General features: G+C 68.9%; 8 protein-coding genes and 1 pseudogene. 3 read left to right on the forward strand and 6 right to left on the reverse strand.

The features are described 5' to 3' along the window. The first annotated feature begins 698 nt into the window (after window positions 1-698). Window positions 699-2,039, forward strand: a complete 1,341-nt coding sequence (locus ACIF9R_RS13015) for a transcriptional regulator (protein WP_399978265.1) — start codon at window positions 699-701, stop codon at window positions 2,037-2,039. 140 nt (window positions 2,040-2,179) lie between these two features. On the opposite strand, the gene ACIF9R_RS13020 is transcribed toward ACIF9R_RS13015, so the two are convergent. The 4 genes from ACIF9R_RS13020 to ACIF9R_RS13035 all read right to left on the reverse strand — a co-directional run bounded on the left by ACIF9R_RS13020 (window position 2,180) and on the right by ACIF9R_RS13035 (window position 9,189). Further along, a complete protein-coding gene (locus ACIF9R_RS13020; RefSeq protein WP_399978268.1) occupies window positions 2,180-4,027 on the reverse strand; it encodes a hypothetical protein in 1,848 nt (615 codons plus the stop codon). Next, complete coding sequence (locus ACIF9R_RS13025; protein WP_399978269.1) at window positions 3,927-5,822, reverse strand: hypothetical protein; 1,896 nt, start codon at window positions 5,820-5,822, stop codon at window positions 3,927-3,929. Before ACIF9R_RS13025 ends, ACIF9R_RS13020 begins: the two co-directional genes overlap by 101 nt. Before the next feature lie 1,432 nt (window positions 5,823-7,254). After that, window positions 7,255-8,067, reverse strand: a complete 813-nt coding sequence (locus tag ACIF9R_RS13030) for a phosphotransferase family protein (RefSeq protein ID WP_399978272.1) — start codon at window positions 8,065-8,067, stop codon at window positions 7,255-7,257. Between the two features lie 132 nt (window positions 8,068-8,199). Then, on the reverse strand, window positions 8,200-9,189 hold the full coding sequence (locus tag ACIF9R_RS13035; RefSeq protein WP_399978275.1) for a hypothetical protein: 990 nt from the start codon (window positions 9,187-9,189) through the stop codon (window positions 8,200-8,202). A 612-nt stretch (window positions 9,190-9,801) separates the two neighbouring features. Between ACIF9R_RS13035 and ACIF9R_RS13040 the strand changes: the two genes are divergently transcribed. Beyond that, window positions 9,802-10,071, forward strand: coding sequence for a DNA-binding protein (locus ACIF9R_RS13040; RefSeq protein WP_399978277.1), 270 nt, complete (start codon window positions 9,802-9,804; stop codon window positions 10,069-10,071). Between the two features lie 194 nt (window positions 10,072-10,265). Here ACIF9R_RS13040 and ACIF9R_RS13045 read toward each other — a convergent pair. After that, window positions 10,266-11,339: pseudogene (locus ACIF9R_RS13045) on the reverse strand (transposase). A 1,191-nt stretch (window positions 11,340-12,530) separates the two neighbouring features. Here ACIF9R_RS13045 and ACIF9R_RS13050 point away from each other — a divergent pair. Beyond that, entirely contained in the window at window positions 12,531-13,412 is an 882-nt protein-coding gene (locus ACIF9R_RS13050; protein WP_399978280.1) for a hypothetical protein, read from the forward strand. A 33-nt stretch (window positions 13,413-13,445) separates the two neighbouring features. Here the strand turns inward: ACIF9R_RS13050 and ACIF9R_RS13055 are convergent, their stop codons facing one another. Further along, window positions 13,446-15,296, reverse strand: a complete 1,851-nt coding sequence (locus tag ACIF9R_RS13055) for an FAD-dependent oxidoreductase (protein WP_399978283.1) — start codon at window positions 15,294-15,296, stop codon at window positions 13,446-13,448. Window positions 15,297-15,325 lie beyond the last annotated feature (29 nt).

Raw genomic sequence — 15,325 nt, forward strand, 5'->3', positions numbered from 1 at the left:
GTGGTGGGGTTTGCCCGGCTGCCGCAAAGTGGAACGCCGGCAGGGCACTGGAGTCAATCAGCCGCTGAAGGGTCGGCAGCCCGCCAGCCTCGGCCGGCACCGGTGAGCTGTCGGTCCACCGTGCGGATAGGCGGCGGATCAAGGCTTGCGGATGCAGTTGCAGAGCCTCAACCTGCGATGGCTCCCCGGTCTTGGTGGTGCCGCTCACCACCCGTATCTCCCCGCCGCCGGAACTGATCGCCAAGACGACCGCGAACGCTGTCCGCGCGAGCAGGCCGGCCTCGAAGCCGTCCGCTGCGTCCGCCCAACCGGCGGGCAGCCGAGTGACGGATGACACTGTCACCCGATGAGGCTCCCGACCCAAGGCCGTAAGAGCCCGGCGCGAACGCGGTCGTTCGAGATCGGTTCGTTCGGTCCGTGGAGACGCCATTCTTCCCCCCCGCATCGACGTGCACTTCCCGAGCTCACGACAAATCGGCTTTTCAGGCGGCCGAAGCCCGCACCGTCTGGTTCCTGCGGACGCCCCAGTTGGCCGCTCTCAAGGAGACCGCCAGCAGGCAGAGGCAGGAAGAGTGCTGTCGTCATCTCGAGTGGTCTCGCGGTCATCCAGCGGTCATCCACCTGTCCCGGGGGTCTCCCGTGAAGGGCTTCGCCCGGGGACACTTGGACGGCCGGTCCTGCAGCGGAGGGGAGCACCGTTGAGCGAGGTCGGGGGTCTTCTCGACTACCTCGTTGCACATCACGGGGGAAAGGCCGAAGCGTTCCTGAAACGGATCGCGGCACGCCACAAGCGCCTGGGGTTCGGCAGCCTGGCGACCAACAAGCAGAAGCTCCACCGCTGGAAGACCGGTACTCGGCCGGATAGAAACACCCAACTCGCGCTTGCCGATCTCCTGGACATTCCTCGACGCGACGTTGTGGAGCTCGGCTGGCCAGCCTGGCTGCATCGCGCAGTTCCCGATGCTCTACTCGCACCGCACCGCGCGACCCCGACCGCGCTGAAGGCCCCACGAAAGGCCGGTGAAACCGTGGAACGTCGTCGGTTCATGATCACAGCCGCCGCCGGTGGCATGACCCTCACCCTTGCATCCGGCGCCCCGGCCACGGCCAGCACCGGCCGCAGAATCGGCGATGGCCTGGCCGCCCTTCACGAACAGCGCCTGATCGCCCTACGACACCTCGACGACAAGGTCGGTTCGGGCCACGTCTATAACGCCGCCGTCAACGAGTTCGACATGATCGCGGGAGCGCTGCGCACCGCGTCCTACAGCGAGGCAACTGGTCGGCGTCTGCTCGCCGCCGCAGCCGACGCGCAACGGGCAGCCGGCTGGACCGCTTACGACAGCGGGCACCCGAATCGGGCGGAAGCACACTTCGCGGACGCCGCCGAGGACGCACTCTCTTCCCGGGATCCGGAGGTCCTTGCCACGACCCTCTCCTTCTGGGCCATCAAGTTGTATTCAACCGGTGCACCTCAGGAAGCAGCTTCGTTGGTAGAAGCCGCGAAGGTTCACGGTCGCGCAACCGGATCCGCCCGGATGCTCGCGATGCTTCACGCGCGGGCTTGTCGAGCCCACGCGCGGGCGGGTGACCTGCGTGCTTCCGACCGGGAAGCGAACGCAGCCCTCGATGCCTACAGCAACGCCATCCCGCTCACCGAGGATCTGCCGTCGTTGTACTGGGTCAACCTGGGAGAGATCCATCAACTTCTGGGCAGCTCCGCGCTCAACCTCGGTCATCCCGCCCGCGCGCTGGATCACTTCCAGCAGGCTGCCACCGCTGGCTTGGCTGAGATCCAAGAGAGTTACGACGGCAGCTCCTTCCCCCGTGGGGCCGCGATCTACGAGGCACGCGCCGCCGAAGCACACCTCGAGCTCGACGCCATCGAACAGGCCGTAGCCGTGGCCCACCTCGCCGTCGAGCACATGGGCGGCGTGAACTCCGCCCGTGGCAGCACCGCCTTGGCCGATCTCCGAACGAAGCTGCGGGTACATCAGGGCGTCCCTAAAGTCAGAAGCTTTCTGGAATTCACCGCGTAGTTGGTCACCGTCTTCGCTACACCCCTGCACTCCGTGGATAGCCCTCGGCTGTCTGCACCGCAGTCCGTGGGCATGAGCTGCCCTTCACTCCCTCGTACGGCGCCCGGAACCGTCCATGTGACACCCCAGACCCGGACGCCCTAGTGGTTCCACCCGTGCTCCGGCTCGTTGTGGGTGGTCAGGAGGGTTGCGAGGTGGTCGATCGTGGTGAAGGCGACGCCCGGGTTTGTGGTGAAGGCGGCCGGGTCGATGCTCCGGGTGACAAACAGGGGGATGACTCTCCAGCCCTGTGCTGCCTCGACCCCGCAGGCGTGCGCGGCTGCCGTGGCGTGCTCGTCAATGATGCGGGCCTTGGCCAGGAGCTTGGTGCGGTAGCTGGTGAACCGGCCCAGGTTCTGGGCGACGTTGTGGATGCCGATGGCGCCGTGGGGGTTCTTTGCCTCGATCACCCACAGCCGCTTCCGGGCAGGGTCGGCGACGAGGAGGTCGACCTCGCCGGTCAGGCCCGGGATGCCGGCGGCGGCCGCCGGGCCTCGCTCGAGGCGGGAGCGGTACGACAGGCCGGCGTGGACGGCGGCCTGGGCGAGGTCGGTCTCGAGCTGGTTGTTGTACTGCTGGCGGTGGCGGTCGAGCAGAGCCTTCGCCTCGGGCGGGGTGTCGGGGCGGGGCAGGCGTCCGTCGGCGAGATAGGTGGTGTAGAGCTGTTGGGAGGTGTGGACGAGCCAGGGCGCGATGAGGATGCCGCCGTCGTTGTGGGCGATCAGCGGGTGTGTGAGGGGCCGGATGCGGCGTTCGACCTCGGTGTAGGCGTGGGCGTGGCCTCCTGCGGCGTTGCCCGGGTGGAGGACGAGCTGCTCGATGGCGGCTCGGGTCTGGGCTTCAGGTAGCTGGGACCATGCGGCTGTCTCGCGGGCAAGCTCCTCTCGGCTGGTGAGGGCGGTGCCGTCGGGGCGGGTGGGCCAGTCGGCAGCGGTGGCGAGGACCGCGGCGAGCGCGTCGAGGCCGCAGCCCCACTGGGCGGTGAGTTCGGCGTCGGCGCGGGCGAGGGTGCTGCCGACCGGCGGGTTTAACCGTGTGAAGGCGATGGGCGTGCGGGTGCCGCTGCGGGTGGTGAACAGGTCCTCGGGGGTGAGGCGTTGCGGCTCGGCCGTGCGAGCTCGGGTGAGCCACTGCTGTTCCTGGGCGTGGCGGTAGGCCGCAGTGTCGAAGCCGAGGTGTCCCTCGGCGCAGGCATCGGCGGTCTCGGTGGTGTCATCGAGGGTGAACAGGCCGCTGGGGTGGATGGTGAGTGTCGCTGAGTGAAGCCGCTTGCTGGCAGGGAGGACGACCAGGGCGGTACACAGGAGAAGTTCGGCCAGGGCGGAGAGGTCGGCGATGGCAATGAGGTCGGCGGGTTTGTCGCCGGCGGGCGGGATGATCAGGGCCTGTTGGAGCAGCAGTTGCAGGGCGGTGGTGCTGACGGCGCCGTCGGCTTGGCGGCGTCGGGCCTCTTCCTGCCAGGACTCGCCTTGGGTACGGGCAATGCCGGTGACGGCTTCGCGGCGACCGTGGGCCCGGGTGGCAAGGGCGGCGTTGAGGTGGCATGCCAGTGCGGGTACGAGGTCGGGGTGGTGGGAGCGGAGCTGGTCGGCGAGCTCGTTCTCCAGGGCGTGGAGGAGTTGTTCGGCGGGGCCTTCGCGGCGCAGGGCCTCGGGTCCGGTGAAGGTGCCGGCCGGGACGCCAGCGGCGCGTACGGCGTCGGCGGCCATACGCATGGCGCGGGCTCGGATGTGGCGGGTGATGTTCGGTAGGTGGTGGGATGGTGCGGGTTGTGGCGCGTAGGGGTCGGTGCCGTACCAGGTGAGGACCGGGACGGCGGCGTCCCACGCGGCGCTGAACTCGGCAGCGTCAGGCCGGTGCTCGGCGTCGTGGGTGGAGTGAAGACGGCCGATGGCGTGGTGCAGGGCGAGGCCGAGGATGTGGTGGCCGTCGTCGGTGAAGCGGTCCAAGAGCGGCGGGTCGAGGATGATGCCGATGCGCGCAGTTTCCTTGTCCGCGGCGATGAGCAGCGGAAGGACGCCGTTTGGCGGCTCGGTCTTCGTCTGGTTGGGTGCCTGGTGAGGCTCGACGGTTTCGGTCAGGTGCAGCAGGACCGGGCGGCGGCAGGGCAGGGGTGAAGTGCTGTGCGAGGCCGGGGTGCGCGGCGAGGGTGCCCCGAATGCCGTCGGCGAGACCGGCGAAGGCGGCAGCGTCCAGCAGCGCCCGCTCGTCGGGGTTGACGGTGGCGAGGACGACGAGCGGGGGATGGCTGCTGACGCAGGCCAGGGTCTGTTGTCCGTCGACGGTCTGGGCAAGGTCGGCCCACTGGCCGTTGCCCTCGGATGCCTCGGTGAGTCGACATGCGGTCCAGTCGATGGCGGGCGGCAGGCCGGCCGCGGCCAGAATATCGTCGACGGGAGCCCACACGGCGGCCCGGTCCCAGGAGACGTCCCGTCCGTACGGTTCGACGACTGCGACGCCTTCTTCCGGCGGCCCGGGCGGTAGGAGGGTGGCCTGGGCGCACCAGGCCTTCCAGGCGTCGAGGACGTCGTAGTAGGCGATGGCGTCGATGCCCGGATGCTGGGTGAGTTCCAGTGCCCACAGCGCAAACATCGTCAGGTCGCCGCCGGTGGCGATGAAGATCTCGGTGAGTTCCTCTACGTGGAGGTAGAGGGTGTCGGTGATCACCTCCCGGCCCAGGAACCTGGGACCCGCGTAGATGACGAGCCGCCCTGTGCCGGCGGGGCTGGTGGACAGCTCGGCGCGTGCCTTCTCGATCAGGGCGGCAAGGTCGTCGGCGAGGGTGGCGGTGATCGCGATCTCCAGGCGGTGCGACGGTGAGCTGATCCGGCACACCTCCCCCGGGTTGTCGGGCATGTGGTCCAGGCCGAGAAGGCGCGCGACGCGGGCGATCGTGCGGCGGCGAAGCCGGTGCTCGGCCTGGGGCGGCGCCGGGTGGTGGTACAGCAGGTCACCGGCCGCGGCGGTGGCCGCTTCCAGGGCGGTGGAGGCTGGCACCGGCACGGTGAGGTGGCTGCCGCCGATGAGGAGGGTGGGGCCGAGCAGAGGCAGGCCAGGGTCGTAGGTGAGGGGCAGGTCGTTCAGATCGCGGGTGAGGTAGGCGAGCGCGGCCGCTGTCCGATCCGGCCCGCCGGACCCGGTTGCGGTGAGGTAGGCGGTGCCGAGTACGGCCGCGGCCGTGATCTCCGCGTCGGTCACCTCGCACGTGATCTGCCTGGGCACTGGTTCGGCTTCGGAGATCGGTGGCCAGGCCGGGGAGAGGTTCGCGACGGTGTGGTCGGTGTGGCGCAGCGCGAGTTCGAGGATGTCGCCGATGCCGAACCCACACGTGGGGATGAGGTGGTCGTCGACGGCATCGGCGACATCGTGGAGGCTGCGCAGGGCGAGGAGCGGGTGGTCGAGTTCACCGGGGTGGACAAAGAACCGGCCACGTTCACCAATCGTGAAGTGCACGCCCTGAGCTGGGTTGTTCTGCGTGCGGTCGGTTGTGATGCCGCGGCCCGGGGCGGCTTGCAGGGCAGCGTGAAGGACGGCTGGCAGGTCGTCGGCGGCCGCAGCGCGCCCGTCCCGGTCGGGGGCGGCCAGAGCGCAGGTCCAGGCGAGCAGGAGGTGGTCGTGGAAGCGAGCGCATCCCGGGGAGTCGAGCGCCGCCCGCAACAGGGCGAGCACTGAGACGCTGGAGTAGGGCTTCAGGGCCGCGTCCAAGACGCTGAGGTGTTCTTGGCGGCGGTCATTGTCGGGCATCGTTCACCTCTCCGTGCACAGGTGCCGGGTACAGCCTGCCAGCGCCGGATGGGCCGTGCGCGGTTCTTCCCCGGACTAGGGATTGCTGGTGCGGGGTTCCAGTTCCACGCCCGGTCGGCGGGCCTGGCAACGCTCGCCGCTGAACACCTGGGGCCGTCATCCACCGAGGAGCGGAATGCGCAGCTCTCGACCCGGAAACCGCTGCGGCTCTGCATCACCGCGATCAAGCACGGGGAGTGGGTCACGCGGTGTTCTTGTCACTCGATCGGGTCCGCTCCTCGGCGTTTCACGCTACGAGGTCGGGCGGCACGGCAAACTCCGGCTTGTCGTATGCCCTTGCGTACAAGGGCGTTGTGGTTGAGAGAGCTTGTCTGCTGTGGGTCGATACCGCCTGATCGATTACGCGGCGGTGTTCGAACCCGCTGATCCCCCGCGCTCGGGCCGGATGGTGTTCTTCAGACCCATGGCGTCGATGGGGTCGCCTGAGAAGGTGGCCGTGCCCGAGGGTGCCGTACTTGGAGAGCGAGAGGCGACGGTGGTGTGGGCGCGCCGTGATGGGGTCCGCTCTGTCCGGGCGCCGTACTGGTGGATGCTTCTGGACACCGCATTGCCGGTGCTCGCGCGCAACCGTCTTGACGCGGAGGGCGAGGAGAGCTGCCGGTTCTGGGGGCGGCCTCGCTGTTCGCCCTCCAGTTGCTGACGCGCGGCCGTCGGCCACAGTTCGCGCGGGGGTGTGGAGGAGTATGTGATGCCTAAGTGGTCGATAGCTGCTTCGAGTTCTGTGAGGTCGGCGGGGTCGAGTTCGGTGCGGGTGGCGTGGTGAGTGTATGCGCTGGCGTCTCCCGGGTCATGAGCGGAGCTAAGGAGCCCAGAGCCGTGCCGCCGATCAGCGTCAGGACGGTGCGTCGCTTCGTGGGTGGGATCGCCGTCTGATTCGTCGGGCGTCGCCGCAGGCGACGCGGGATGGTGAGGGCCGCGGCAGTATGCCACCCTGGGGCTCCCAGTTGCTGCGGTTTTCGTCGCCGGGCCCGTAGAACCGACCGTAAGACCCTGCCCAGCGAGGCAGGTGGCAGCGAAGCGTCCACCCCGCATTGATTCCTCCCGAGAACGAGTAGGACGGGGACCTTCGCCCAGCAACGGGCGGATCTCGGACCATCGCTGATGGTCCGGTGAACGGTCCATACCCAGATCCGCGAGAGTCAGAGCCTGAGAAAGGCCGCGCAGGAGGGTGAGCGGTGTAGGCCAGGACCACTGGCAGGAGGCTCTGGAGATCTCGCCCGTTACTGACCCGCGATCAGCAGGTCATTCTTGACCTCAATGGCTAGGTCGCCCAGTCTCCTTCTCGGGGACTCAGTGCGGTGCCGATTCGCTCTCTTATCGCGATGCTGAGGGCCATCACGGCCTCAGACACGCCGAACCGCACCTTGGCTGCTCAGTGGGTCATGCGGAAGGGAGTCCACGGGGCCTCGGCGCCTTCACGGAGACCGTGCAGCCGGAGGCGGACCTGTTCTGCGAGACCGGGGCTGCTGTCGAGGATCGGCAGGACAGCAGTGAGGACCTTGAGTTCCCGTAGTCGGCGGAGAACGGTCCAGCCAGACCAGGTACGTATGTCGGCGCCGTAGAGCTGGCACAGGAGGTCGTAGTCGGCTATGGGGCGTCGGTACCGGATGCAGGCCACCAATTCCGGGACGAGATCCCATTCGGCGGGGCCGCGGCACAAGGAGTCCAGGTCGCACAACACTGGTTCGCCATGGGGGCCGCGGAGCAGGTTTCCGATGTAGGCGTCACCGTGGATGACCCCACCCCGGTGCGGGAGTGGGTAGGTGAGATCACCGAGTTGCTCGTCGAGTTCGTGGATGCTGTCGTCGAGCCATGCCTGGTCCCCGGGAGGGAGGATTGACGAATCGGCCAGGCGTTCGCGCATCTCCCGGATGGGCTCCCATCGGGGAAGGTCGAAATCCGGTGTGGGTAGAGCATGCAACTGGCGTAGTGGGCGAGCGAGTTCGTACGCACGCGGGGTCGGGCGGCCATCTTGTGGCAGGTAGAGCCAGAAGGTAACGATGTGGTTGGTTTCGTCGATGAGTAGCGGCTTAGGGATCTCGGGCAGCAGACGGACGGCGGGGAAGTCGACGGCGTCGAGCCAGCGCGCGATCTGAACGAGACGTTCGGTCTCCGTCAGGAGTGCGGCAGACGGGGCGATACGGACGATGACCGGAACGCTGGGGATCTTGAAGAGCGCGTTCATCGTGACATGGATCAACTCGGGTTCTTCTGTCTGCGGCAGTCCGGCGTGTCGGCACGCGAGTTGGACGGTGCGATGGAGCCGGTGTTGGGCGAAGGGGCCGCGGGACGTTACCAAGGGAGCCACCTGCCCATTTCACCGTCCGGTCGCGCGGGGCAGCAAGATGCTCTCTCGGTAAGCGGTCACCTCGTCGATGGCTGCCCGGCCGACCGAGGTGTCGCTGAACCGCCCGCGCAGCAGATGAAGGACCCGGCCGCAGCGGACGTCGACGCTTGCGACGCGCAGGTGGGGTGGCAGGTCGAGCACGGGGCGCAGTGCGTCCACGGCTCCGTCGAGGAGTCCGCCTTGAAGGCGAGCCACGACCAGGTCGAGGCGGGCGCCTGCTTCGTCGCCGTAGGAGTGGGTTGTGGCGGGGTCTTGGTAGCACAGTAGTGAGGCGGTGGCTTCCTGCTCGGCGGCATCGGGCTCGCACAGCCAGACCTGGGCGCTCGCGGCGTACAAGTGCTGTTTCGCCTGGGGGAATCCGAAGACCCCGCCGATCGGGTCCGTGCCGCACCGCTCACGCAGCCGAGAGGCATGCTCGAGGGCGGCCTGCGCTCCGGACCGGTCACCGAGCTGTCCCCTGGCGCGGGCTTCGAGGCTGGCGAGATAGACGCCGGCGGTCCCCTTGGCTGGATGGCGCAGTCCCGCCGCGGCGAGCCGGGCCGCTTCCGCGGGGCGGCCGTCCCAGTAGGCGATGCTGGACTGGATTCCTTTGATCACGGCGAGCAGATCCGGATCCCCAGCCGCTTTGGCGCAGGCCCAGGCGGCGCGGGCCTGCGCCTGGGCGGCGGTGCTGCGGCCATAGTCCCTTCCGACGTTGGCCAGCATGACGCAGACGCTGCCCGCGACCAGATAAAGGTCCCGGGTGCGGGACGGGGGTTGCCGGCCGCGCAGGAGAGCTCCGGCACGGTCACGGACACGCAGCAGGTCGAAGTGCACCTCGCGCAAGGGCCTGGAGAGATAGCTGTGAGCGAGGGTGACGACTTGGTCGAGGAGTTCATCAGTGCCGGCGTCGTCGACGTTGGCGATCTCGGCGAGTTCACCTAGTGCGAGGGATTCCTCGGCTGCCTGGTTGATGAGCACGTCGTTGAGGATGCGGCTGGCGTCAGCTCACGCGGACTGAAGCCTCGCGGCTGCCGCGTCGATTCGCGCCAACGTCCGCTACCTGTTCCCGTGTGCTGCTCCTACGTCGTCCGATCTTCCCTGCGACCCACTCGTCCCGCACACCATCCGGTGCGTGGCTCTGGCGGGCGCGGGGCTGTCAGCGCGGAGCGGTGCCTCGACGCGCTTGATGATCAAGTGAGACAGGGGCATCACAAGTATGTCGTACACGATGAATTACGACAGTCCAGCCGCTATCGACCCGCGCCTGAGTGGCGGCAGACCAACAGGCAAGTAGTGACTCACATTGGACAACAATAGACTTGATTGACTAGTTGACGCACAATTCGATAGGCTTCTTGGATAAGCTTTGATAGGTGAGCCGAGAAGACGCTATTCGTGACAACTTGGCATGCACCGGGAACCGACTCGCCATCATCGCCATTCGCGTTGTCCAGGATCACTACGCATCGAGAGGAACCAGGCCAACCTCAACCCCATCGTGCTTCGGCTCATCACTGAAGAGCTCCACAACCGGCGCCACACCTGGGCCATGATCGCCAAGATCCACCGACACCGAAACCGAGGCATCCCATGACCAGCCCCCCGGCCGAGACCTCCCCCCACCTCACCGTCGCCGATCTGGCCAAGCGCTGGAAGACCACCCCGAATGGCATCCGAATCCGCCGCCATCGAGGCCGCGCCCCGAAGGGCTTCAAGAGCGGAATCCAAGTGCTCTTCCCGCTCTCCGAGGTCGAGGCGTGGGAGGCCAAGCGGATGGCTGAAGACAAGCCCTCCCACCGCGGCACAACGGTCGAGCACCGGCCGGCCGAGCCGCTCCGCGGCCGCCGTGCGAAGGCCTAGCACCGGAAGATTCCGAAGGGCCGCACCAAGTTGCCGGCCCCTACCGTTGTGAGCGCGGAGCGACGAGCGGCCTACCCCTGACGCCACCTCCGCTTTGCAGGCGCCTGAACACTCAGCAATGCGTCCGCGTCCGGCAGATCGTAGACACTGTTGGCGAATCCGGCCCGCTGGTCTCGATTCCGGCCTGTCGAGTTCTACTCGGCAAGCCGGAGGGCTGCCAGGTGCGATGTGCGAGTGAGGGCTCGTGGGATGTCGGTCCACCAGGCGTTGAGGCGGTGGAAGTTCATCGCAGTGGCGGTGAGCTGGTGCTGTAACCGGGCCTTTGCAAGGCCGGAATACCGACATCGTCGCAGGCCGAAAGCCCGGACGCCCTGGGAGATGGTGCCTTCGACACCGGCCTGCTGGATCACCTCCTGCTCCGTCTGGGGGCGGAGGGTGAGCCGGCGGCTGATGTCGGACTTCGTGCCGGCGCGAGTGTATTGCTCACGATCCTTGCAGGGACGGCAGGCAGTCATCGAAAACCGTGCCCGGACCACGGCCGCCCCGTACTGGGAGCGCTCTTCCCGCCAACTGGTGCTGGTCTTGCCGTTGGGGCAGGTCACCCGCCGGTTGTCCCAGTCGATGGTGAAGTCGGCTTGGGAGAAGGCTTCGCCGCCTGCTTGGCTTTGCCCTTGGGCAGACGGGTGTCTTCGAACCGGATCGCGTACCGGTCGAACCAGTCGGACGGTACCCATCTGGCCAGCCACTCCGGCTTGTGGGCGGCCACGCTGTTCAACGCGGCCCGCAGGGTCTCACCGAGCCGCACCAAGCCGTTGATCTGCCGCGCGGCAGCCAGCACGATCGTGGAATCCGTGCGGGCCCGGCCGCCGGCCTTGAGCAAGCCGTGCTTCGCGGCGGCCTGTAAGACCTGGTCCAAGAGCTTGATCCCGGAGTCTCCCGAGATCAGCCGGTCCCTGAACTCGGTGAGCACCGAGTGATCAAAGCCCGGATCGGCCAGCTCCAGCCCCCAACAAATACTTCCAGTCCAGCCGCCCGCGGACCGCGTCCGCGGCCTGCCGGTCGGACAGACCCTCGGCGAACTGCATGACTGACACCAACGCCAGACGGCCCGGCGACCACGCCGGCTTCCCCCTGCTCGGATACAGGTCGACGAAGTCCGCGTCCGAAAACAATTCGCCCAGCTCGTCACGGATTCGCATCGCCAGGCTGCCCTTCGGGTACGCAGCCCGCGCTACCCGGGCCGTCTCCTCAGGAACCCCGTCGACCATCCTGGCGTGCAACGACACCGACACCCTCCCCAAACGCAACGTCGACCCCTCACGACCACAACGGGGTCGCGAGGGCGGACGTCACGTTCAGCCCCAGGATTCGCCAACAGTGTCGATCGTACGGCGGAGCCAGGCGCTGCCGCGCATCCCGATCCTCCTCCTCTGTCCGAGGCAGCCGCTGCTCAACCAGCCGCTTCAGGCGAGCGTGGGCGGCAGCGGCTTCAGCGCCCTCTCCGATACGCCTCGCGAGTGCCACATGGTTGCCCGCGCCTGGTGTTCGCGGCGGCTGGTCTTGATACTGATGCCCCCGCCCGGCTTACGGAGGAGCGGGGCGGAGGGCTCGGCGAGCGCCTGGTGCGGCGGGAGCCCAGGCCCGGCCGCCACTGACCTGCAAGCGCTCGACGTGACCCCGCGGGGCTGTTCCGACCGCTACTGGGTCCGGTACAACTGGCTCACCACCAGGTACGGCTGGCAGGCCTACATCGCCGGGTGCACGTACTGCCGGGGCAGCAGGTACTGGGTCTCCCACGGCCGCCGGACCGCGCACGAGGAAACCACCACCGACGCCGGTCAGCCCCAGCCGGTGTGTGGGGCCTGCTCGGACCCGATTCTGCCGACGGAGCGGGCCGTGCCGCACCTGTGGGAAGGCCAGGCGGCAGCGTACCCCGGCTGCGACGGGAGGGCGTTACCTGTGTGCCATATGACGTAAGGGGATTACTATTTTCGCAGCTCACAGCCCTATCTGGGAGGGTGATCTGAGGGAGTTCTTAGGGGGTCCCCGCTACCGCGGGGGGTTCTCAGGGGGTTTAGGCGCGAAAGATCGCGGAACATCGAGAAACACCCAGAAACGCTTAAACTCCAGGTCGCAGCAGCCTTTGGCTCACTCGACGCAGGTCAGGCCCACTCCGGGGTGGAGTACCCGACGTACCCGGCGCCGCAGGCCTGATCGCACGGTTCGCTGCCGCGCGGGCGGAACAACGGGGCGGGGCCGACGAGATGTCCGGCCCCGCCCCGGTCTGCCCGGCCGACCGGCGGTAAGGGCCAGATCGATAACGATCACCCCGTCCGGGTTACTGGGGCATCCGCAGTTCCTAGTCTTCGCACATGTCCCTCTTCAGCAGTCGCACCAGCAGACGGCCCCGCATCTCCTTGCCCCTTGAAGACACCGAACTCACACGCGTAATAGGGAAGTTGAGCAAGCGGGAGGGAAGCGCGAAAGCGGTTGACCTGACGCTCGTCGCCACCCTGCTGGAGGAGACAGGGGACGACTGGGACCGCCGCAGCCACCGGGCATCCGTTCTGGCCGAGGCGACGGTGGACACCGGGATCGGATCCGCCTGGGTGGCCAGGGAGCCGGACCACCCCGACGCCCTGGTGTTCCACGCCTGGTCCCAGCTGGCGCGCGGACTGCGGGACGGGCAGCTGGAGGACGCCGGACAACTGGTCTCCCAGTGTCATCAGGCCGCCGAACTGCGTCCGGAGGACCCCCTGCCGTGGGTCGTCCTGATCGGTGTGTCACGGATCGAGCGGTACAGCCAGAACGACGTCAACGCCGTCTGGCGGGAGGCCACCGGACGCGACCGCTGGCACCGTGAGGCGTATCTGCAGATGCTCGCCTATCTGTCACCGGAGGAAGGCGGCTCCAGTGCGGCCGTGCTCGACTTCGTCGACGTGGTGCGCACCCGGATCCCGGCCAACGCGCCCTGTGCGGCGGTGGAGCTGACCGCGGCCGTCCGCCAGTACCAGGGACTGCTGGCGCAGGGCGGCGTACGGGCCATGACCGCAGGACAGCTGTGGGAGGGCGGGCAGATCGCGGGGGCGCTGGAGCAGGCGGCCGCCCTGTGGCCGAAGCCGGGGTTCTTCCAGCACGCTGCGGCGCCGGCCGACCTGAACGTCCTGGCGTACGCGCTGTGCGCCGCCGGACGCGCCGCCGACGCCCACCCCGTGTTCCAGGCCCTCCAGGGCATGGTCACCTCCTGGCCCTGGGACGTCGACGGCCCCGCGCTCCAGCGCTTCGAACAGCATCTGGCCAAGTCGGAACGGGGCCGCCAGGGCGGCATCGGCGGTTCGTGAGCGGCGGACCCGACGCCCCCCCCGCCGGTCACGTCAGGGACGGCTCAGGATCGTTTCGATCGCCTCGCGCAAGGTCTTCGCCGCGTCGGCCGGGCGCGCCGGATGGCGCCAGGCGACGAAGCCGTCGGGGCGGACCAGGACCGCGCCGTCCTCGGTGATGCCGTGGGCGCCGGCCCAGTCCGTGTCGGGCTCGGGGGTCAGGTCGGCGTGGGGTCCGTCGCCGATCCGGTAGGCGTCGAGCGGTACGGACAGCTGCGCGGCCACCTCGACGGCCGCGGCCTGCCAGGGGCCGTGCTCCGCACTGAGCAGCACCAGCGACCGCTCGTACAGGTCGAGGGTGGAGACGCGGGTACCGGCCCGGTCCAGCCAGAGGTGCGGGGCGCGGCTGCCGGGCTCGCCGTTCAGCACGACGCCGTCGGGGACGACCGGCATCGCGGGATCGGTGCCCAGGACGGCGCCGCGCGGATAGCGGTACGCCAGCGCCACGTTGAGGATGCCCCCCTTGCGGCCACCGGGCCCACCAGGCCCACCAGGACCACCGCCACCGGGACCACCGGGACGGCCCCCGGGACCTCCTGGGCCAGCAGCACCGGGACCACCGGGGCCACCAGGACCAGCGGCACCGGGCCCACCCGGACCACCGGGACCGCCCCCGGGACCTCCGGGACCAGCAGCACCGGGACCCCCCAGACCGCCGGGACCACCGCCGCCGGGACCGCCGGGACCGCCGGCGGGTGTGTAGCCGGGGTGGCTGTGCTCGCTCGAGCGGGAGGAGGCGCGGGCGCTGGTCGCCTCCGCGACGGGGCGCCGTTCGGCGTCGTAGGACTCCAGCAGACCGGGCGCGGCCCAGCCGCCGAGCACGGCGGCCAGCTTCCAGGCGAGGTTGTGGGCGTCCTGGATGCCGGTGTTGGAGCCGAACGCCCCGGTGGGCGACATCTCGTGGGCCGAGTCGCCGGCCAGGAACACCCGGCCCTGGCCGTACCGTTCGGCGACCCGCTCGGCGGCGTGCCAGGCGGCCCGGCCGGTGATCTCCACGTCGAGGTCCGGCACGCCGACGGCCTTGCGGATGTGCGCGACGCACCGCTCGTCGGTGAACGACTCGAGGGTCTCGCCGTGCTCGGGGTGCCAGGGGGCGTGGAACACCCAGTGCTCCCGGTTGTCGACCGGCAGCAGGGCTCCGTCCGCCTCCGGGTTGGTGAGGTAGCAGATGATGAACCTCCGGTCCCCGACGACGCCGGCGAGGTCACGGGAGGTGAACGTGAGGCTTACGTTGTGGAACAGGTCGCCCGGACCGTTCTGCCCGATGCCCAGCGCCTCGCGCACGGGACTGCGCGGGCCGTCGGCGGCGACGAGGTAGTCCGCCCGGATCCTGGTGTGCTCACCGGTCTCCCGGCTCTTGACCAGCGCGGTCACGCCCTCCGCGTCCTGCTCGAAGGACAGCATCTCCGTCCCGAAGCGCAGGTCCCCGCCGAGTTCCCGGGCTCCCTCGAGGATCACCGGCTCCAGATCGTTCTGGCTGCACAGGCACCACCCGGCGGGACTGAAACGGGCGATGCCGCCGCCCGGGTCGATCTCCTGGAGCAGCCACTCCCCCTCGTCGCCCACCAGGTTCGAGGTCTGCAGGATGCCGTGGTTGTCCGCCAGGGTCGACGCGGCCCGGCCGATGCGCTGTTCCAGCCCGGCCGTCCGGAACAGTTCCATGGTGCGCACGTTGTTCCCCCGCCCGCGGGGGTGGTGCGACGTGCCCGCGTGGCGTTCGACGAGTGTGTGCGGCACGCCGAGGCGTCCCAGGAACAGGGACATGGACAGGCCCACCAGGGAGCCGCCGACGATGAGGACCGGCGTGCGGTGATCCGCCCGGCCGGCCGTATCCGATCGATGCATTGAAACGCCTCCAGCGTCGCCCTCGACGG

Source organism: Streptomyces sp. NPDC086080 (assembly GCF_044540255.1).
Taxonomy (GTDB): Bacteria; Actinomycetota; Actinomycetes; order Streptomycetales; family Streptomycetaceae; genus Streptomyces.

Coding starts and splice junctions, on each gene's coding strand:
- ACIF9R_RS13030 (WP_399978272.1), bottom strand. CDS start 8,067: ATGAACGCGCTCTTCAAGATCCCCAGCGTTCCGGTCATCGTCCGTATC.
- ACIF9R_RS13055 (WP_399978283.1), bottom strand. CDS start 15,296: ATGCATCGATCGGATACGGCCGGCCGGGCGGATCACCGCACGCCGGTC.
- ACIF9R_RS13025 (WP_399978269.1), bottom strand. CDS start 5,822: ATGCCCGACAATGACCGCCGCCAAGAACACCTCAGCGTCTTGGACGCG.
- ACIF9R_RS13040 (WP_399978277.1), top strand. CDS start 9,802: ATGACCAGCCCCCCGGCCGAGACCTCCCCCCACCTCACCGTCGCCGAT.